The organism is Yoonia sp. 208BN28-4 (genome assembly GCF_037543925.1).
GTDB lineage: Bacteria > Pseudomonadota > Alphaproteobacteria > Rhodobacterales > Rhodobacteraceae > Yoonia.
On sequence record NZ_JBBIFY010000003.1, the window covers coordinates 343,103 to 361,779 of the forward strand.

The 18,677-nt window shown below is 59.7% G+C and carries 18 protein-coding genes; 7 read left to right on the forward strand and 11 right to left on the reverse strand.

The features are described 5' to 3' along the window. Window positions 1-93: 93 nt before the first annotated feature. From V8J84_RS11790 to pyrC, 9 genes are all read right to left on the reverse strand, one after another. Window positions 94-813, reverse strand: coding sequence for an ABC transporter ATP-binding protein (locus V8J84_RS11790; protein WP_339931346.1), 720 nt, complete (start codon window positions 811-813; stop codon window positions 94-96). Next, window positions 810-1,583: an MlaE family ABC transporter permease gene (locus V8J84_RS11795; protein WP_339931348.1), complete on the reverse strand. Its 774-nt coding sequence runs from the start codon at window positions 1,581-1,583 to the stop codon at window positions 810-812. Before V8J84_RS11795 ends, V8J84_RS11790 begins: the two co-directional genes overlap by 4 nt. Continuing rightward, window positions 1,584-2,618 carry an alanine racemase gene (gene alr, locus V8J84_RS11800; RefSeq protein WP_339931350.1) on the reverse strand — a complete coding sequence of 345 codons (1,035 nt, stop codon included), beginning with the start codon at window positions 2,616-2,618 and terminating at the stop codon, window positions 1,584-1,586. It abuts the gene before it with no gap. A gap of 48 nt (window positions 2,619-2,666) precedes the next feature. Continuing rightward, the gene (locus V8J84_RS11805; protein WP_339931352.1) at window positions 2,667-3,470 is read right to left on the reverse strand and encodes a hypothetical protein; all 804 of its coding nucleotides are present in this window, start codon (window positions 3,468-3,470) and stop codon (window positions 2,667-2,669) included. Further along, window positions 3,467-4,750 carry a hypothetical protein gene (locus V8J84_RS11810; protein WP_339931354.1) on the reverse strand — a complete coding sequence of 428 codons (1,284 nt, stop codon included), beginning with the start codon at window positions 4,748-4,750 and terminating at the stop codon, window positions 3,467-3,469. The genes V8J84_RS11805 and V8J84_RS11810 overlap by 4 nt, the downstream gene beginning before the upstream one ends. A 73-nt stretch (window positions 4,751-4,823) precedes the next feature. Further along, a complete protein-coding gene (locus V8J84_RS11815) occupies window positions 4,824-5,210 on the reverse strand; it encodes a VOC family protein (protein WP_339931356.1) in 387 nt (128 codons plus the stop codon). 3 nt (window positions 5,211-5,213) lie between these two features. Further along, complete coding sequence (locus tag V8J84_RS11820; protein ID WP_339931358.1) at window positions 5,214-6,713, reverse strand: replicative DNA helicase; 1,500 nt, start codon at window positions 6,711-6,713, stop codon at window positions 5,214-5,216. A 202-nt stretch (window positions 6,714-6,915) separates the two neighbouring features. Beyond that, on the reverse strand, window positions 6,916-7,593 hold the full coding sequence (locus V8J84_RS11825) for an orotate phosphoribosyltransferase (protein WP_339931360.1): 678 nt from the start codon (window positions 7,591-7,593) through the stop codon (window positions 6,916-6,918). 57 nt (window positions 7,594-7,650) lie between these two features. Next, a complete protein-coding gene (pyrC, locus tag V8J84_RS11830) occupies window positions 7,651-8,703 on the reverse strand; it encodes a dihydroorotase (RefSeq protein ID WP_339931363.1) in 1,053 nt (350 codons plus the stop codon). 159 nt (window positions 8,704-8,862) lie between these two features. Here pyrC and V8J84_RS11835 point away from each other — a divergent pair, with 159 nt between their 5' ends. Then, window positions 8,863-9,483 (forward strand): hypothetical protein, encoded by a 621-nt coding sequence (locus V8J84_RS11835; RefSeq protein ID WP_339931365.1) that lies wholly within the window; start codon window positions 8,863-8,865, stop codon window positions 9,481-9,483. On the opposite strand, the gene V8J84_RS11840 is transcribed toward V8J84_RS11835, so the two are convergent. After that, window positions 9,484-10,446: a phosphoadenosine phosphosulfate reductase gene (locus V8J84_RS11840; RefSeq protein ID WP_339931367.1), complete on the reverse strand. Its 963-nt coding sequence runs from the start codon at window positions 10,444-10,446 to the stop codon at window positions 9,484-9,486. A gap of 104 nt (window positions 10,447-10,550) precedes the next feature. Beyond that, a complete protein-coding gene (locus V8J84_RS11845) occupies window positions 10,551-11,768 on the reverse strand; it encodes an acyl-CoA dehydrogenase (RefSeq protein ID WP_339931369.1) in 1,218 nt (405 codons plus the stop codon). 131 nt (window positions 11,769-11,899) lie between these two features. Here V8J84_RS11845 and V8J84_RS11850 point away from each other — a divergent pair, with 131 nt between their 5' ends. The 6 genes from V8J84_RS11850 to V8J84_RS11875 all read left to right on the forward strand — a co-directional run bounded on the left by V8J84_RS11850 (window position 11,900) and on the right by V8J84_RS11875 (window position 18,669). Beyond that, the gene (locus V8J84_RS11850; protein ID WP_339931371.1) at window positions 11,900-12,802 is read left to right on the forward strand and encodes an AAA family ATPase; all 903 of its coding nucleotides are present in this window, start codon (window positions 11,900-11,902) and stop codon (window positions 12,800-12,802) included. A gap of 65 nt (window positions 12,803-12,867) precedes the next feature. Then, window positions 12,868-14,196, forward strand: coding sequence for a vWA domain-containing protein (locus V8J84_RS11855; protein WP_339931373.1), 1,329 nt, complete (start codon window positions 12,868-12,870; stop codon window positions 14,194-14,196). After that, window positions 14,193-14,666, forward strand: a complete 474-nt coding sequence (locus V8J84_RS11860) for a DUF1203 domain-containing protein (RefSeq protein ID WP_339931375.1) — start codon at window positions 14,193-14,195, stop codon at window positions 14,664-14,666. Before V8J84_RS11855 ends, V8J84_RS11860 begins: the two co-directional genes overlap by 4 nt. After that, window positions 14,659-15,612: an XdhC family protein gene (locus tag V8J84_RS11865; RefSeq protein ID WP_339931377.1), complete on the forward strand. Its 954-nt coding sequence runs from the start codon at window positions 14,659-14,661 to the stop codon at window positions 15,610-15,612. The genes V8J84_RS11860 and V8J84_RS11865 overlap by 8 nt, the downstream gene beginning before the upstream one ends. Before the next feature lie 127 nt (window positions 15,613-15,739). After that, window positions 15,740-16,225, forward strand: coding sequence for a (2Fe-2S)-binding protein (locus tag V8J84_RS11870; RefSeq protein ID WP_339931379.1), 486 nt, complete (start codon window positions 15,740-15,742; stop codon window positions 16,223-16,225). A 71-nt stretch (window positions 16,226-16,296) separates the two neighbouring features. Continuing rightward, window positions 16,297-18,669, forward strand: a complete 2,373-nt coding sequence (locus V8J84_RS11875) for a xanthine dehydrogenase family protein molybdopterin-binding subunit (RefSeq protein WP_339931381.1) — start codon at window positions 16,297-16,299, stop codon at window positions 18,667-18,669. Window positions 18,670-18,677: the final 8 nt, after the last annotated feature.

An 18,677-nucleotide genomic window follows, 5' to 3' on the forward strand; every position in this document is an offset into this window, starting at 1 on the left:
AGCGCCGGACTTTTTGCCAAAATTCTGCCGCAAATCCGATTTTACGAGGCGTTTGGCACAATATCGGCCCGCTTTGCATGCGAATCGGTTGACCTAAGGATGCGGCGCTCCGGTGATGAATTGCTGCACATAGCGGTCATCAGCCTGTTGCATCTGCTGGGGCGTGCCTGACCAGACGATCGCCCCGTCGCGCAGCATTGCGACGTGATCACCAATGGCCGTCACGCTGGTCATGTCGTGGGTGATCGTCACGGAAGTCACGCCCAGATCGGTGACCACTTCTCGGATCAGCGCGTTGATTGTGCCGGCACGGATCGGATCAAGCCCTGTTGTCGGTTCGTCAAAGAAAATCACCTTGGGGTCGGCTGCAATCGCACGGGCCAGACCCGCGCGCTTTTGCATACCGCCGGACAGTTCGGCCGGAAGTCGGTCGGCGACATCGGCCTCCAATCCGACGCGGGCCAGCTTTGCAATGGCGATGTCACGGGCCTTGGCGCGGCTATGGGTGCGCAGCAGGCGAAACGCCACGTTCTGCCAGACGGGCAGGCTGTCAAACAGGGCGGCCCCCTGAAATAGCATGCCAAAATCGGCCAGGAAGTGATCACGATTGGTAGGTGTCAGCGCTTGCCCGTCGATAGTGATGCGACCCGCGTCAGGGGTCACAAGGCCAAGGATGCATTTCAGCATGACCGACTTGCCAGACCCTGACGCGCCGATCACAACCATGCTTTGCCCACGCGGCACATCAAGATCAACGCCGCGTAATACCGGCTTGTTATCAAACGCTTTATGAATGCCGTTGAGCGTGATCATCGGGTGAAAAACGCCTCTGTCAAAAAGAAGTTCGCGGCAAGGATCAGGACCGATGCCGCAACCACGGCCCCTTTTGTCGCGGACCCGACGCCAGCCGCGCCACGCGCTGATTGCATCCCGAAGTAGCAGCCCATCACGGCAGCGATGAAGCCAAAGGCGGCCCCCTTGACCAGTGACGAGATCAGATCGCGGCTTTCCAAGAAATCCACGGTGTTTTTGATATAGCTGGCCGGATTGAACCCCAGCCGTTCGGTGCCGACGATATAACCGCCCATGATGCCAATCGTGTCACCCACCGCGACCAAAAGCGGCACGACGAGCGTGGCGGCCAGCACGCGCGGCACTGTGAGGTATTTCATGGGATGGGTCGACAGCGTGACCAATGCGTCGATCTGTTCGGTCACTTTCATCGTGGCAATCTCGGCCGCGATGGATGATGTTACGCGGGCTGCGATCATCAGACCGACCAGTACGGGGCCCAGTTCGCGTACCATACCAATCGCCACGATCTGCGGGACAACCGCTTCGGCAGAAAAACGTGCGCCGCCTGCGTAGATTTGCAACGCGAGGGCGCCGCCGGTGAACAGGGCGGTCAGGCCGACAACAGGAAGTGACAGAAACCCGATCTGGATCAGCGCCTTGCCAAATTCACCGCTGTAAAACGGGGGCCGGATCAGATGCGCCAAGGTTTGTGCGACAAAGATCGCAACACGTCCGATGGCCGCAAGACCGGCCAGAACAGCGGCCCCGATTGCGGCCACAAAGCGCATCTACCCGATGGTCCGGCGCGAATAGCGGCTGCCAAGCGACGTCAGGATTTCATAACCGATTGTGCCAGCGGCACGGGCCAGATCATCAACCGATTGCTGCGGGCCAAGCAAGGTCAGCGCCTGCGGTGTTTCCGGCAGGTCGGTCACATCGACTGTGATCAGGTCCATCGACACGCGCCCCACAAGGCGGCAGGGGGTATCGTCATAGTAGAACATCGCCCGATCGGACATCGCGCGGATGAGGCCATCAGCATAACCCGCTGATACGGTTGCAATCTTTGACGGACGCTCTGCCTGCCATGCGTTGCCGTATCCCACCACTTCGCCTTCATCCAGATCGCGGATCTGGATCACTGGCAGGTCAAGGCGCGCGACAGTTCTGGACTGTCTGAACGGCTCACCACCATAAAGGCCGATGCCCGGACGCGTTTGATCAAAGTGATAGTCCTTGCCGAGCAGGATACCGCCAGTGGCCGCCAAGGATCGCGGTGTGGTGATCCCGTCCGTCATCTGGTGGAATACGTCCAGCTGATAAGGGTTCATCGGGTGGTCAGGTTCATCCGCGCAAGCCAGATGCGACATGACCACGGTCGGACGTTGGGCCAGCGCGATCTGCGCGATGGCGGCCCATTCATCCCATTCCATGCCAAGACGGTTCATCCCTGTATCAAGCTGGATGCCAAACGGGTGTCCGGGCAGGCTTTCAAGATGGCGTGTCACCTGATCAATGGAGTTCAGCATGGGCGTCAGGCCCAGATCGCCAATCATATCGGTATCGCCGCGCATATGCCCTGAAAACACGCCGATCTCGACGTTCGGGCCAAGCGCCTGCCGCACAGCCGCGCCTTCTTCCGCGACGGCCACATAGAACTTGCGAGCGCCAGCCTTGGCCAGCGCCTTGGCAACGGTGCCAGCGCCAAGCCCGTATCCATCTGCTTTGACAACGGCTGCCGTTTCACAGTTGGTTTTTGCGTCCAGCGCGCGCCAGTTTTCGGCAATCGCGCCAGCATCAATCGATAGGTGTCCAGTACTCATGGCAAACCTATTGTTGGCAGATGCGGCGCAGGTCAAGGGGGAAGGGGCTTATTCCTCTGGCGCTGGCAGGAAATCGTAGGCCACAAGCTCGTCCTGGGTCAGGATATAGATTTCGTCGGGTGGTGTGATCAGCGCGTGTTGCATGACCAGTGGGTCGATGCCCATGTCGTTCAGATAGGTCATCACATCGCCCTGACCGCGCTGGATGTCCTCGACTGCCAGAAACGCCGGCAAGGCCACGTTTTCACCAAAAAAGTGCTGGTGCACACCGACCCAAGCCCCCTCGGGAATGGTGCGGGTGATGCCAGCGGCAAGGATGTAGGGGCAGGCGGACAGGCACACGTCGCTTTCCGACATGGCCGTTGCGGCATCAATCGCGCGAAGCTGACGTCCAATGGCCAGCGCATCACCGACCGAACCGCCGGGCGAATTGAGAAACACAATCTCGGGGTCTTCGCGGGTGGCAATGTACTCTGCAAAGCGGTCTGCGTCACCACCTGCAATCGCACCCGTCACAACAAGCGCGCGTTGCCCGTCCCAGTTGGTTGCCTCGAACAAAAGCCGTGACGGCATATCGCCAGTTGCGGGAAGGGGGCGGCTGTTGGGGCTGGCTTCGCGGGTTGGGACACGGGCCGGATCATAGCGGCGGGTCTGGTCGCCGGGGCGCAAGGGTTCGGTGAGTGCCGGTGCGTTGGACGGGCTGGCCAGTTGCGGCAGCACACGCGCCATGTCGCCACCAAACAGCACGGCAGCAAAGCCGAACTGCACCAAGAGCACGGCCTTGAGCATCCGCGCCGCTGTCCAGAACGGCGGGCGCGGGGGCGCTTCGGTCGGGTGCAGCGTCGCGCTCATTCTGCGGGCTGCTTGGTTTCGACCACAGTGACTTTGGCAGGCTGTGGCTGTGGCGCTTGGCTATCCTCAATCTCGCGCAGCGCCGTCATAGCAGCACGCAGGTCGGCCAGTGTCATCATGTCTTCGGACGTTGATCCGTCACGGCCCGCGCGGATCGCGGATTGCGTGACGGCGATGATCAGGACAAGGACCATTGGCAACAAATCAATCGCAATGGCGCCCGCCCAAGAGGGGATAAAATTGCCCGCATACCGGATGACCGCATCGGCGGTGGAAATTGGTGTATAGACCGTATCAGGAGCAGGTGCCATTTCCGTGACAGAGGTCGCCGCAAGGCGCAGCGTCTCGGCCCGTTGGCCCAACACAACCAGCACCGAATCCACCGTAGCGGCCTGTTGGTCGCGGGTGACGGCGTTGTTTGTGCTTAACTGCGGTGTGACGACAGAGGCCGACAAATCCTGCGCGGCCCGCACGACAAGGGGGGCCACCGAAAGCTGGCGCAGCTGCGTGATGATATTTGCAAGGCGCACCGCCTCTTCGCTGAACAAGACTGAGCGGGGTTCAACCGGGCCCGCCTCAACCGTCAGCGCGCGCATCCGGCTCAGGATCGCGTTCCCTTCGGCAAAGGCGGCGTCCACAAAGGGTTGCTGGCTGGCGATCTGGTTTTCGAGTGCTGCCAATTCGTCGGATTTCTGTTGCAGCAGGCGGAACACGGCCCCTTCGCCCGCAATGCCGGACAGGTTGCCAGTGGCTTCCTGATTGCTCAGGTCCTCAAACCCTTGCCGCACGCGTGCGACATCGCGCTGCAGACCTTGGGCGCTGACAGCTATGGTATTGGCCCGCTCCAACGCTGTTTGGTAGTCCTGAACGGTGGTCGCAAGGTGCTGTTCCACGGCCGCCGCTCCTGCCAAGGCGGCGGCGTTCAGCCACGACGACATGGCGATAATCGCAAGACTGCCCATGCACATCGACAGGAAGAGCCCGATCCGTGCCCCCGCCGTGCGCACCGCTGGCAAAAGTCGCATCAGGTAGGACCAGAACACAAAGATCGCGACCGACACCGCAACGGAATACGCCATCGCCGCAAAGAAACTAAGCGCGCCGGTGTCATCAAGCAGGGATGACACGCCAAGGTAGGTATAGATGCCCGATGCCACGGCCAGCACGCCAAGGGCCGTGCCTGTGATGCCATCCAGCCATCCAAGATGTGTTTCAAGTTCGCGCGAATGGCGCAGGGCCTGTGCTTGGCTGCGGCTGGTGTGGCGGTCGTGATCTGGCATATGCGGCGTCCCTCTGGGTTTGAGCTAAGATAGGGCGCGTGTGGCCAAGTCGCAAATCACGGGGGCGTTTACCTCAGGCCTCTCGGTAACCTGCGGGCGGGTTGCTGCGGCAATGCGCCAAGCGAGAGGCCAGCGACCCGTCGTGCAGTTCCAGCTTGTGGCCATCCGGGTCCAGGAAATAGAGCGACGCGCCCTCGCTGCGGTTTTCTTTCCAGCGGGGGGCGGTGATGCGGGCGCTGTCGGTTGCGAAATTGTCGGTGGCAAAGGCGATATGCGTATCATCATCGCGTGGCATCACTGTCGCAGCAACCTCGAGGCACAGCCATAGCGATCCGATCTCCAGATACGCGCCGCGATCCCAGATTGCTGCGACGCGTGCGCCCAACATGTCATGGTAAAACGTCACCGACCTGGCCAGATCGGTGACGCAAAGGGTGATGTGGTTCACGCCCGTCAGCATGGATCAGAATTCCTGATCGCCGCCGCCTTCGGTCTGCCATGGTTTCACAAGGTTGCCAAAGCGGGTGAAGCGACCCTCGAATGACAATTCAACGGTGCCGATGGGACCGTGACGCTGCTTGCCGATGACAACCTCGGCCTTGCCGTGCAGGCGCTCCATCTCTTCTTGCCACGCGGCCATCTTTTCCATCTCGTGATCGCCGGGCTTTTCGCGCTCTTTGTAGTATTCCTCGCGATACACAAACATCACGACGTCGGCGTCCTGCTCGATCGAACCGGATTCGCGCAGGTCTGACAGTTGCGGGCGCTTGTCCTCGCGGCTTTCCACCTGACGCGACAGCTGTGACAAAGCGATAACGGGGATTTGCAATTCCTTTGCAATCGCCTTGAGGCCCATCGTGATTTCGGAAATTTCGTTCACACGGTTTTCGGAGCGTCCGGTGCCGCGCACAAGCTGCAAGTAGTCCACCATCAGCACGTCCAGCCCATGTGTCCGCTTCAGCCTGCGGGCGCGGGCGGCCAGTTGCGAAATCGGTAGGGCAGGCGTGTCGTCGATGAAAAGCGGACAGGCCTCAAGCTGTTTGGCGGCATCCACAAAGCGGCGGAACTCGGCCTCGGTCATATCACCGCGCCTGATCTGCTCGGACGGCACTTCGGAGGCTTCCGACAGAATACGCGCGGCCAGCTGGTCTGCGGACATCTCAAGCGAATAAAACCCGACAACGCCGCCGTTCACAGCCCCCTCGGACCCGTCTGGCATGGTGCCTTTGCGGTAGGCCTTGGCGATGTTGTAGGCGATATTGGTGGCCAGCGATGTCTTACCCATCGACGGACGACCGGCAAGGATCAGCAGGTCCGACTTGTGCAAGCCACCCAGCTTTTTATCCATATCAATCAGGCCGGTCGAAACTCCCGACAAATCCCCATCACGCTGGTAGGCCGCGTTGGCAGAGTTGACCGCGGTGGTGACCGCCTTGAGAAAGGACTGAAAGCCGCTTTCTGTTGTGCCTTGCTCGGCCAGACGGTACAGTTCTTGCTCGGCTTCCACGATTTGTTCGCGTGGCTCCGAGGCGACATCAACCTTGGCGGCCTTGGCGGCGATTGTCTGGCCGACCTCGATCAGATCGCGGCGGGTGGCCAGATCATAGATCATCTGGGCATAGTCCTTCGCCGCAAAGGCCGAGATCGCAGCCGCAGCCAGACGCGCCAGATACGCAGGACCGCCCAATTCCTTGAGCCCTTCGTCATCCTCCAGAAACGCCTTGAGCGTGACAGGCGAGGCCAGCGCGTTCTTGGCGATGCGGTTGGCGGCCACCTCAAAGATGCGGGCATGTACGGGATCGTAGAAATGTTGCGGCCCGATGATGGACGCTACGCGGTCAAACACATCGTTGTTGGTCAGAATCGCGCCCAGCAGTTGCTGTTCCGCCTCAATGGAATGGGGCATGGTTTCGGCCTCTGCCGTCTCCACGCCGCTTGCGTTGAATGTGGTGATCTCGTTCATTTTGCTTTTGTCCCGCTCGCCAGTGTCCCCGTGCAGGGTCTTACCGCAACGGCTTGCGCGCCGCCTATCTGGATAAGTCTTGGCCTGATGTGGATGTTTACCACATCTTGGGCATTTGTCACCGGATTTGGTGGAACGCAGGCGCGAAATCGCAACATAGGGTAAACACAGCGCGCAAGTTATCCCGCGCTGTGGATAAGTTTTATGTCGCGCGTGCCGCTGACCATGCGTCGGGGTCGTTCAGATAGGTTTCAACCTCGGCCAAAGTGGCATCGTCATAGGCACCGCGTGCTTTGGCTTCGGCCAGAACGTCCCACCATGTGCACAAGTGCAGCAGTTGCACGCCATGATCGGCCAGCGTTTTTTCCACACCGTCAAAGATGCCGTAGTAGAAAATCACGGCTGTGGCTGAGCAACTAGCGCCTGTGTCACGGATTGCGTCGACGAATGACAGCTTTGATCCCCCGTCCGTGGTCAGGTCTTCGACCAACAGCACGCGCTGACCTTCTGTCATCACACCTTCGATCCTGGCGTTGCGTCCGTAACCCTTGGGCTTTTTGCGGACGTAAGTCATCGGTAGGGCCAGCCGTTCAGCCACCATGGCAGAAAAGGGGATGCCCGCGGTCTCACCACCGGCGATATTGTCAAACGCCTCGAACCCCGCTTCGCGCATGATGGTGACGGATAGGAAATCCATCAATGTGGCGCGGATGCGCGGGAACGAGATCAGCTTGCGGCAGTCCACATAGGTGGGGGCCTGCTTGCCCGATGCATGCGTGAACGGCTCGGTCGCGTTGAAGTCAATCGCGCCAATTTCAATCAGCATACCGGCAGTCAGGCGGGCCATTTCTTCTTTGGTGGGGAAACTGGTCGGGATCATGGTGCGCGTCTCATCTTCATTTGGCCAAAACAACTCCCGCCGGAGGCTCCTGCGGGATTAATCAGCAACCCGCCAGTGCAGCGGAAAGCCGGGGTCGAATACGGTCACGGGGCCATCACCGGTGGCGATATGGCTGGGATAGGTCACAGGCTCTCCCCGTGTCAGGGTCATTGCCTCGTCACTGGCGGACAATCCGTAGAATCGCGGTCCGTTCAGCGACGTGAACGCCTCGAGCTTATCAAGCGCGTCGGCGGCTTCGAACACTTCGGCAAGGCACGACATCGTGTTGCTGGCCGAAAACACACCGGCGCAGCCGCAAGCCTGAAGCTTGTTGGGGTCCGTGTGCGGCGCAGAGTCTGTGCCAAGGAAAAACCGTTTGTCACCAGACACCGCGGCCTGAACCAGCGCCACGCGATGCTGTTCGCGTTTGGCGACAGGCAGGCAATAGTAATGCGGCCTGATTCCGCCTGCCAGAATATGGTTGCGGTTGATGATCAGGTGATGCGTGGTGATCGTTGCAGCAAGGTTCTTGGGTTGATCGCGCACGTAGTCGACTGCGTCCAGCGTCGTGACATGCTCCATCACAATCCGCAGATCAGGGTTTTTCTTGCGGATGGGTTTCAGGATCTTGTCGATAAAGACCGCCTCGCGATCAAAGATATCAACATCTGAATGGGTCACCTCGCCGTGGATACACAGTGGCATTCCGATCTCGGCCATCTTTTCCAGAACGGGGCGCACCTTTTCAAAGTCGCGCACGCCCGAGGCTGAATTTGTCGTGGCCCCGGCGGGGTATAGCTTGACCGCTGTAGCGATCCCGTTGGCGTGGGCTGCGGCCACATCTGCGGGATCGGTGTCTTCGGTCAGATACAGCGTCATCAACGGCGTGAAGGACATGTCAGCGGGCAGGGCGGCCATTATGCGGGCGCGATAGGCGCTTGCATCCGCAGCCGTGACCACCGGCGGCATAAGGTTCGGCATGATAATCGCACGTCCGAAATGGCGCGCTGTTTCAGGAAGCACGGCGCGCAGCATGGCGCCATCCCGCAGGTGCAGGTGCCAATCATCTGGGCGGCGGATCGTAAGGCTGGTGGTCGGTTTATCTGTCATGCGCATCCCTTAAACCGAAAACGTGATGTCTGGCCAGAGACTACACCGAAATTGACGACAGACCAAAGGCAGACAAGTCCCGTGCAAGGTCAGGTATTCGCGGCCTTGGCAGCGACAGTCTTTTTTGGAACACTCATCCACAATTCCAAGGAGAGATTTATGAGACCACTTTTTCAATATCTGACCACCGCTGTGGTCATGGCCGTATCACCGATGGCGCTGCACGCGGCCTGCTTTGACACATCCGACCTTGGCCGTGGGCTTGTTGTCACGTTCGAGGACGGCAATCAGGTATTTATGCAGCGCACCGGCACTGGCGATGTGGCCGTCCGGGAAACCTACAATAACGACGACTATGACACGCTTTATACGGGGCCATACGGTCTGTATTTCAGGGAAGAAGTTGATGTGCTGAACGGTGTCATCCAGCCCGCGTCACGGTTGCAAATTGATTTCAGCGTGGGTGACAGCTTCCCGCCCGAACCCGCTATCGGCGTCAGTTGGAGCGGTCCGACGGTCAATATCTGGACCGATGGCAATACCCGCGACGAGATTTACAGCGTCAAGATATCCGACAAGACGACATATGACATTTCAGGATGCACCTATGAGGCCCTGATTGCGCAGGTGCGCTATGAATGGCCCAACGAAGGTGGCGGGTTCGGTCTGGAATACGCATATCTTCCGGCGATTGGGTCCGCGTTTCTGCTGTCGAGCGCGGTGGATGACGGGTCTATCCCGCCAAACGTGCCCGCATCGCTGGAACGGATGAGCAAATAGCTATTCAGCCGCTTCGATATTGAACGGTATGGTCGGGTTGTGACCCTTGGCCAGCAGCTCTTCCAGTTTCTTGGAAAAGAACCCGTCTGGGCCTTCGCGCAGCACGTAGGCTGCGACATTGGCCGCCAGAACCGGATGGTCGCGGCGGATCATCTGGCTGAACAGCCCGCGACGGTAGCGGATATGGCTGCGGCGGGCGCGGATCAGCTTGGCAAATGATGCGGTATCAAGCGTGTCGTCCATCGCGTTGCGGATCATCTCGTTGTGGATGTCCAGCTCATCAAGGCTGAACTCAAGGCGGTCGCCCATGCAAACGCACCGCAAAGGGGTCATATTCTTGCGGGTGAAAAGGGCGGCATGCACAGCATCCATCTGTAGCAATGGATCAAAGGCAATGAACGCTTCCTGCGTGGCATCGATCATGTCAGGCGCATAGCCGTACCGGCTTGTGAAGTCGTTGCGCCGCTGCTCGGTATGGCGCGGATCGAAACCCGTGATGCGCGGGTCCAATGTGGCTTGCGGGCGGATGGCCAGCACGGTGCAACCGGGGGCGGCCACGCTATAGGCCGCTGCTGCATAACCCGCCGCATTCGCACCGTGAAACAGAACCTTGTCAAAGTCCTCGAAAAAGCCGTCGTCAATCAGCCGGTCGAAATAGCCAAAGATCGCAGGGTCGCGGAACCAGCTTTCGCTGTCTGAGATGATCGCCAGATGGGACCAGCCTTCTTCACGCACAAACTTAAATCCGCGTGGCTCTGCGTCGGGGTAGTGCTTGCGAATAATCTCGGCGTCTTCAAAGGTGACCAGCAATTTGGGTCCGGCATCGATGAAAGCGACCATATGATTGTCGCCCAGAGGTTCAAAATACCCCAGATCGTCGGCGATAGCGTCAAGTTGATCGACCCAAAGATCAGGTTCCAGACCTTTCAGGCCGGATTCAAATGCAATCCGCGTGTCTTTCATCATCACACCTTTTCAATCAACTTATCGCTTCGCGTTGCGGGCCTGTATCCTTTTGCATTGCGGCAAAATTGGGCAGTTGCCGTGCCAGATTTGCGATAATTTTCTTAGAAAAACGCCTGTAGCCCTGTTTGCGCGCGACCAAGGATCAGGGCGTGCACGTCATGCGTGCCTTCATAGGTGTTGACCGTTTCAAGGTTCACCATGTGGCGCATGATCTGGAAATCCTCGGAAATGCCGTTGCCGCCGTGCATATCGCGGCTCATCCGCGCGATATCCAGTGCTTTCCCGCAGTTGTTGCGTTTCATCATGCTGATTATCTCGGGTGCTGCGCGGCCTTGGTCCAAAAGGCGACCTGTTTGCAACGCACCTTGCAGGCCCAGCGTGATCTCGGTCTGCATATTGGCCAGTTTCAACTGGAACAGTTGTGTCTGGGCCAAGGGCTTGTTGAATTGCTTGCGATCCAGTCCGTATTGCCGTGCCGCATGCCAGCAGAACTCTGCCGCGCCCATCACGCCCCACGCGATGCCATAGCGTGCACGGTTCAGACAGCCGAACGGCCCCTTGAGACCCTGCACACCGGGCAGCAGCGCGTCTTCGCCCACTTCCACGTCTTTCATCACAATCTCGCCGGTGACAGAGGCCCGCAGCGACAGCTTTCCGCCGACCTTGGGCGCGGACAGGCCCGCCATGCCTTTCTCAAGTACAAAGCCGCGAATTTTGCCGTCGTGCGCGTCGGATTTCGCCCAGACGACAAAGACATCGGCAATAGGGCTGTTGGAAATCCACATCTTGGAGCCGTTCAGCACGTAACCGGTGTCGGTTTTCTTGGCCGTGGTTTTCATGCCGGCCGGATCGCTGCCCGCGTCCGGTTCCGTCAGGCCGAAACAGCCGATCAGATCACCCGCTGCCAGACCGGGCAGGTATTTCTTTTTCTGCTCTTCGGACCCGTAGGCGTGGATCGGATACATCACGAGCGATGATTGCACCGACATCATCGACCGATAACCACTGTCCACCCGTTCAATCTCGCGAGCGACAAGGCCGTAGGTCACGTAAGACGCGCCAAGCCCGCCGTATTCTTCGGGAATCGTCAGGCCCAACAGACCCGCGTCACCCATCTGTTTGAAAATTCCGGCATCCACTGTCGCCTCGCGGTAGGCATCCGTCACCTTGGGCTGCAAGACATCCTGCGCAAAGGTGCGGGCCGCGTCACGCAGCATCCGCTCATCCTCGGACAACTGATCCTCAAGGCGCAGTGCATCAGCCCAGTCAAATGGCCCAAGGTCGGGGCCGTGACCTGCGGTATGGACGGTATCTTTCATCGGGCAATGCTCCTGCGGTGGGTTTGGCGCAAAGATACGGGGTTGAGCCACCAACGGCAATGGGGCCACATGCCGCTGGCTCTTGACGCCACGCTGTCAGGGTGCAGTTCTAGCACGGCAGGGGGGATGACATGGCATTTGACGACATTGATGCGGTACAGGCCGCGCTGGCCCGACAGGATTACGTCTGCGGCAGGCCCTTGGCCACAGTCGCCTTTCTTGCGCTCAAACTGGGCCGCCCGCTGTTTCTGGAAGGCGAGGCTGGGACTGGAAAAACCGAGATCGCCAAGGCTATCGCCGCAGCACTTGGCCGCCGCCTGATCCGGTTGCAATGTTACGAGGGGCTTGATGCGTCGTCGGCTGTCTACGAATGGAACTTCGCTGAACAGATGATCGCCATCCGCGCGGCCGAGGCTGCGGGCGGCGCTGACCGCGATGCGCTGAAATCGGAGCTTTTCACCGAAGATTACCTGATCGCGCGCCCGTTGCTTGAGGCCATGCGCCCGCAGCCCGGCGGCGCGCCTGTCTTGCTAATCGACGAGTTGGACCGCACGGATGCCCCGTTTGAGGCGTTTCTGCTTGAGGCGCTTAGCGATTTCCAAGTCACGATCCCTGAACTGGGCACGATCAAAGCGCCCGAGCCACCCATCGTCATCCTCACCTCCAACCGCACGCGCGAAGTGCATGACGCCCTCAAGCGCCGGTGTCTCTATCATTGGGTTGATTACCCCGATTTCGATCGTGAGTTGGAGATCCTGCAGGCCCGCGCGCCAGAGGCATCGAAAGCACTGAGCGAGGAGGTCGTTGCCTTTGTCCAACGCCTGCGCGGCGAAGATCTGTTCAAAAAGCCGGGCGTGGCCGAAACCATTGACTGGGCGAAATGCCTGCTGGCGCTTGATGTGATCAATCTGTCGCCAGAGGTCATCAGCGACACACTTGGCGCTGTGCTGAAATATCAGGACGATATCCAGAAACTCCAAGGCGCCGAGGCCAAGCGTATTCTTGACGATGCCCGCAGCGGTCTGCCTTCCTAGATGCTTCTTTTGGACGGAAATACTTTACGGGGGTTTGGGGGTGTAAAACCCCCATTCAGCACATCGTGCTGACACATCCGGCTCTTGACCTGCCGGACGATCCCAAGCTGGCTGGCAACATCACCCACTTCGCCCGCGCCTTGCGCCGTGCGGGCCTGCCGATTGGATCGGGGCGGGTGCTGAATGCGATTGCGGCTGTTCGGGCTGCGGGCTTCACCAACAAACCTGATTTCTACTGGACGCTACACGCCTGTTTTGTGTCCAAACCGGAAGAGCGTCTTATCTTTGCACAAATCTTCCGCCTCTACTGGCGCGATCCGCAGTTCATGGAACACATGATGGGATTTCTGACGCCGATGGTGCGCGGCATGCAGGAAGAGCGCCTCGCCGCACCAGCCGAACGGCGCGCAGCACAGGCTTTGCTGGACGGGCAGGACCATGATGTGCCGGATACAGCGACAGATGGCGACGAGGTCGAGATCGACATTGACGCCAGCCAGACGGCAAGCGCCGAGGAACGGCTAAAAACGCTGGATTTCGAACAGATGAGCGTCGCTGAAATGGCGCAGGCCAAACGGGTTTTGGCTCGGATGCGGCTGCCGATCAAACCGCTGCAAAGCCGCAGGACGCAGCGCCTTGCGGGGCCGTTGCCCGATTGGCGCGGGACCATGCGGGCCGCCATGCGCCAAGGCGGCGAGATCAGCGCCATGGCCACACAGCGGCGGCGCGAAACATATCCCAATCTGATTGTGCTGTGCGATATCTCTGGTTCCATGTCGCAGTATTCCCGCGCGGTTCTGCATTTTGTCCACAGCGTCGCAAACGCCAAGGGGCAGGGCTGGGCCGAGGTCCACGCCTTTACCTTTGGCACACGCCTGACAAACATCACCCGCCATCTGCGCCAGCGGGATGTGGATGCCGCGTTGGCTGCCGCAGGGGCAGAGGCGCAGGATTGGGAAGGCGGCACGCGGATTGCGGCGTGCCTTGATCGGTTCAATCGTGACTGGTCGCGCCGTGTCGCGGGGCGGGGTGCCGTAGTCGTGCTGGTCACCGATGGATTGGACCGTGATTCCGATGCCGATCTGGGGGCTGTGATGCGCAAGTTGCGCTTGTCATCACGGCAGCTGATCTGGCTGAACCCGCTTTTGCGTTGGGACAGATTTGTGCCCAAAGCGCGCGGGGTGGCGCAGATGCTGCCGCATGTCACCAGCTTTCGCGCGGGCCACAATATCGCGTCGCTAGAAGGGTTAGCCGATGCGCTGGGCCGCCCCGATGATGCAGGTGATAAAGCCCGCTTTCTTGCGCTGATGGGTGATAAAGCGCAGGATACGGATCGTCTGGGCTGGTCGCTGACCGGTAAGCTGCCGTCACACACACAAGGAGCTTCCCGATGACCATCGCCTTTCTGCCATACGACCAAGAAACTGTTGACCATCTGCGCGCGGGGGGAGGCGATGCCTATTGCAATCCCGCCGAAAGGGCTGTCTCGGATGGGCAAGGGATGCCATGCCGGTCGTGCCTGCAGGATATTCCGGCGGGCGCTGACATGCTGATTTGCGCTGCCCGCCCGTTTCCTGACCCGCAGCCCTACGCAGAAACCGGCCCGATTTTTCTGTGCGCTGATGCGTGCCAGCCGTATGACGGGGGCGATTTGCCACCCGTGCTGACAACATCGCCTGATTACCTGCTGAAAGGCTACAGTGCGGATCACCGAATCGTTTATGGCACGGGTCAGGTGACAGACAGCGCCGCCATCGTGGCCTATGCGCAGGATCTGCTGGCGCAAGACGGGATTGCCTTTGTCGACGTGCGTTCTGCCCGTAACAACTGCTTTCAAACGCGGATTGTCCGGCGCGATGACTAATCTGTTGGCATTGGCACTGGGTTGGCACGATGCGGGCCGCAAGGTGGCGCTGGCCACGGTTGTAGACACGTGGGGCTCTGCGCCGCGTCCGACAGGTAGCCATCTCGTGATTGACGCGGACGGCGCGATGGAAGGGTCGGTGTCCGGCGGATGCGTTGAAGGTGCTGTTGTGGCCGAGGCGCAGGACGCGCTGGGCGAGGGGGCGTCACGCTTGCTCGAATACGGCGTCAGCGATGATGATGCCTTTGCCGTTGGGCTTGCTTGTGGCGGGCGTATCCGCGTGCTGGTGGATACGATTGGCGGATCGCTCCCCGTTGATCTTTTGCGCGACCTTGTGGCGATGCGGGCGGCAAAAACGCCTGTGTCTTATGTGGTTGATCTGGAGGGCGCATCGCGCGAAATTGGCCAAGTGGCAGACGATCCGGCACGTTTTCGGTCAGATCGGTCTGGCATCGCTGAGGACGGGCGGACGTTCACACGCATTTATAATCCGCCACTACGGCTGATTGTGGTCGGGGCCGTCCACATTGCCCAGCATCTGGTGCCGATGGCGCAGGCCTGCGGGTTTGATACCGTTGTCATCGATCCACGTGGGGCCTTTGGCAGCGCGGCACGGTTTCCTGATCAGGACATTGATGATGCGTGGCCGGATGATGCAATCGCGGCATTGGCGCCCGATGCGCGCACGGCCGTTGTCACGCTCACACACGATCCCAAGCTGGATGATCCTGCAATTATCGCAGCGCTGGATAGCCCTGCGTTTTATATCGGCTCCCTCGGATCAACGCGCACGCACGCCAAGCGCGCCGCGCGGCTGGACCGCGATCTGACACGGCTGCATGCGCCCGTGGGGCTCGATATCGGCTCCAAAACGCCTGCTGAAATTGCGGTCAGCATCATGGCCCAAATCATTGCGCAGTTGAGGCGTCCAAGTGACGCGGCATAAGGCCTAAGTCTGTCCTCTGTCGGAACAAATCCGCGCGACCGTGCAGGTGCAGCGACGTTTATAGGTTCTCAAGTCGCTGTGTCCCGTGCTTAACTCCACCCAAAGATGCACAGATCGGGAGGATGTCATGCCGCAAATCTCAATGACGGTGAACGGAAAAGAAGTTTCAGGAGAGGTCGAAGGGCGCACGCTGCTTGTCGATTTCCTGCGTGGCGATTTGCGCCTGACAGGAACGCACGTGGGCTGCGACACCAGCCAGTGTGGGGCCTGCGTCATTCACGTTGATGGCCAGTCGGTCAAATCCTGCGCGATGTTCGCGGTTGAGGCGGATGGCGCTGATGTGGCCACCATCGAAGGGCAAGCCAATGCAGACGGATCGCTGAATGTGATCCAGCAGGCGTTTCAGGACCACCACGGGCTTCAGTGCGGTTTTTGCACACCAGGCATGGTGATGACCGCAGCGGCGCTTTTAAAAGAGAACCCCAAGCCCAGCGAAGCTGATGTGCGCCAGTATCTTGAAGGCAATATCTGCCGCTGCACAGGCTATCATAACATCGTCAAGGCGATCATGGCCGCGTCCGGTCAGGATGTGTCGGCCATCGCAGCCGAATAAGAATTTTCTAGAAAATTTGTTGGGCCATGCAGAATTCCAGAATTTTGCGGCCAGCAACGGGAGGACTATGAATGCCGAAGGATCATGATGGAATTGGTGCCGACACAAAGCGCCGCGAAGACGTCCGGTTTCTGACAGGACGCGGGAAATATACAGACGATATTCAAATCGCAGGGCAGGTGCATGCCTGTTTCGTGCGCTCTGACGTGGCCCATGGCGAGATTGTGTCGATTGACAGCTTCGCCGCCGAGGCGATGCCTGGCGTGTTGGCCGTGTTTACCGGTGCCGACTTTGCCGAAGTAGGCGGCAACCCCGCTGGCTGGCTGATCAATTCGCGCGATGGCGAGCCGATGAAAGAGCCCAAGCGCCCCGTTTTGGCACACGGCAAGGTGCGCCACGTGGGCGATGCCTACGCCGCCGTGATTGCGGAAACGCCAGAGCAAGCGCAGAACGCCGCCGAGGCGATCGAGGCCGACATCAAGGAACTGCCTGCTATTGTGGATATGGCAGAGGCGCTGAAAGGCGGCCGCTTTGTCCATGATGAAATTGAAACCAACCAGTGTTTTGACTGGGGCTGGATCGAGGATAACCGCGCTGCCACCGATGAGGCGATCAAGAACGCACCGCACGTCACGACGCTGGAACTGGTGAATAACCGCCTTGTGCCCAACGCAATGGAGCCACGCGCGTCTACCGGCATTTATGATCCGGGCACAGATGAATACAAACTGTACACCACATCACAGAACCCGCACCTGACGAGACTGCTGATCTGCGCGTTTGTGATGGGTATCCCAGAGAACAAACTGACCGTAATCGCGCCTGACGTGGGTGGCGGTTTCGGGTCGAAAATCTACCACTATGGAGAAGAGGCACTGGTGCTGGCCGCGTCCAAACGTCTGGGCCGCCCCGTGCGCTGGACGGCGTCCCGTTCCGAGGCGTTTTTGACAGATGCCCATGGCCGCGACCACGTGACCAAGATCGAACTGGCCTGCGAAAAGGACGGCACGTTTATCGCCTTCCGCACCGAAACCATGGCCAATGTGGGCGCCTATTTGTCGAACTTCTCGACCGCGACACCCACGTTCCTGCACGGAACGCTGATGGCGGGCAACTACACCGTTCCCAACGTCTATGTGAACGTGAAGGCCGTGTTCACCAACACTGCCCCCGTTGACGCTTATCGTGGCGCTGGGCGGCCAGAGGCCACCTATTCGCTTGAGCGGGTGATCGACATGGCAGCCCGCGAGTTGGACATGGATCCGATGGAATTGCGCCGCAAGAACTTCATCAAGCCCGATCAGTTTCCATACGCCAGTGCGGCAGGTCTGGAATATGACACCGGCAACTACGACCAGCTTGTCGATAAGATGGAAGAAATGTCCGACGCCGCAGGCTTCGCGGCCCGCCGCAAGGAAAGCGAGGCCAAAGGCATGCTGCGCGGGCGCGGCGTGAACGCCTATATCGAGGCATGCGGCATCGCACCGTCGAACCTTGTGGGCATCCTCGGGTCGCGCGTTGGTCTTTATGACGCGGCGACTGTGCGCGTGAATGCCACCGGCACGCTGTCGGTTATGGTCGGCGCACACAGTCACGGGCAGGGGCACGAGACAGCCTTCCCGCAGGTTGTGGCCGATATGTTGGGCATTGATGCAAGCTCTATCGACATCGTGCACGGTGATACGTCGAAAATTCCGTTCGGGATGGGGTCTTACGGCTCTCGCTCGCTGGCTGTTTGCGGCTCTGCCGTGGTGCGTGCCACCGAAAAGGTGATCGCCAAAGCCAAGAAGATCGCGGCACACATGTTGGAAGCTGCCGAGGGCGATATCAGCTTTGAGGATGGTAACTTTAGCGTGGCTGGCACCGATAAATCGGTCAGCTTTGGTGAGGTCGCTTTTAAGGCTTACGTCCCCCACAACTTCCCGCTGGAAACGGTGGAACCGGGGCTGGAAGAGACAGCGTTTTATGATCCTGCTAACTTCACCTATCCATCTGGCGCCTACACCTGCGAGGTCGAAGTGGACCCCGATACGGGCAAGGTGCGGGTGGACCGGTTTACTGCCGTCGATGATTTCGGCAACGTGATCAACCCGATGATCGTGACCGGACAGGTGCACGGCGGTTTGGCGCAAGGCATCGGGCAGGCGATCTACGAAGAAACAACGTATGACGACAACGGTCAGCTAACCTCGGCATCCTACATGGATTACTGCATGCCGCGCGCGGACGATCTGCCGTTCTATGGCGTGGACCATTCCTGCGCCACGCCCTGCACGCACAACCCGTTGGGCGTGAAAGGTTGCGGCGAGGCGGGGGCGATCGGATCGCCGCCAACAATCGTCAACGCCGTGATCGACGCGCTGCAATCGGGCGGCAAAGACGTGAAACATATCGACATGCCTCTGACGCCGAACCGCGTCTGGGCCGCGATGAACGCAAACTAAGGAGACCG

Coding starts and splice junctions, on each gene's coding strand:
- V8J84_RS11790 (WP_339931346.1), bottom strand. CDS start 813: ATGATCACGCTCAACGGCATTCATAAAGCGTTTGATAACAAGCCGGTA.
- V8J84_RS11795 (WP_339931348.1), bottom strand. CDS start 1,583: ATGCGCTTTGTGGCCGCAATCGGGGCCGCTGTTCTGGCCGGTCTTGCG.
- alr (WP_339931350.1), bottom strand. CDS start 2,618: ATGAGTACTGGACACCTATCGATTGATGCTGGCGCGATTGCCGAAAAC.
- V8J84_RS11805 (WP_339931352.1), bottom strand. CDS start 3,470: ATGAGCGCGACGCTGCACCCGACCGAAGCGCCCCCGCGCCCGCCGTTC.
- V8J84_RS11810 (WP_339931354.1), bottom strand. CDS start 4,750: ATGCCAGATCACGACCGCCACACCAGCCGCAGCCAAGCACAGGCCCTG.
- V8J84_RS11815 (WP_339931356.1), bottom strand. CDS start 5,210: ATGCTGACGGGCGTGAACCACATCACCCTTTGCGTCACCGATCTGGCC.
- V8J84_RS11820 (WP_339931358.1), bottom strand. CDS start 6,713: ATGAACGAGATCACCACATTCAACGCAAGCGGCGTGGAGACGGCAGAG.
- V8J84_RS11825 (WP_339931360.1), bottom strand. CDS start 7,593: ATGATCCCGACCAGTTTCCCCACCAAAGAAGAAATGGCCCGCCTGACT.
- pyrC (WP_339931363.1), bottom strand. CDS start 8,703: ATGACAGATAAACCGACCACCAGCCTTACGATCCGCCGCCCAGATGAT.
- V8J84_RS11835 (WP_339931365.1), top strand. CDS start 8,863: ATGAGACCACTTTTTCAATATCTGACCACCGCTGTGGTCATGGCCGTA.
- V8J84_RS11840 (WP_339931367.1), bottom strand. CDS start 10,446: ATGAAAGACACGCGGATTGCATTTGAATCCGGCCTGAAAGGTCTGGAA.
- V8J84_RS11845 (WP_339931369.1), bottom strand. CDS start 11,768: ATGAAAGATACCGTCCATACCGCAGGTCACGGCCCCGACCTTGGGCCA.
- V8J84_RS11850 (WP_339931371.1), top strand. CDS start 11,900: ATGGCATTTGACGACATTGATGCGGTACAGGCCGCGCTGGCCCGACAG.
- V8J84_RS11860 (WP_339931375.1), top strand. CDS start 14,193: ATGACCATCGCCTTTCTGCCATACGACCAAGAAACTGTTGACCATCTG.
- V8J84_RS11865 (WP_339931377.1), top strand. CDS start 14,659: ATGACTAATCTGTTGGCATTGGCACTGGGTTGGCACGATGCGGGCCGC.
- V8J84_RS11870 (WP_339931379.1), top strand. CDS start 15,740: ATGCCGCAAATCTCAATGACGGTGAACGGAAAAGAAGTTTCAGGAGAG.
- V8J84_RS11875 (WP_339931381.1), top strand. CDS start 16,297: ATGCCGAAGGATCATGATGGAATTGGTGCCGACACAAAGCGCCGCGAA.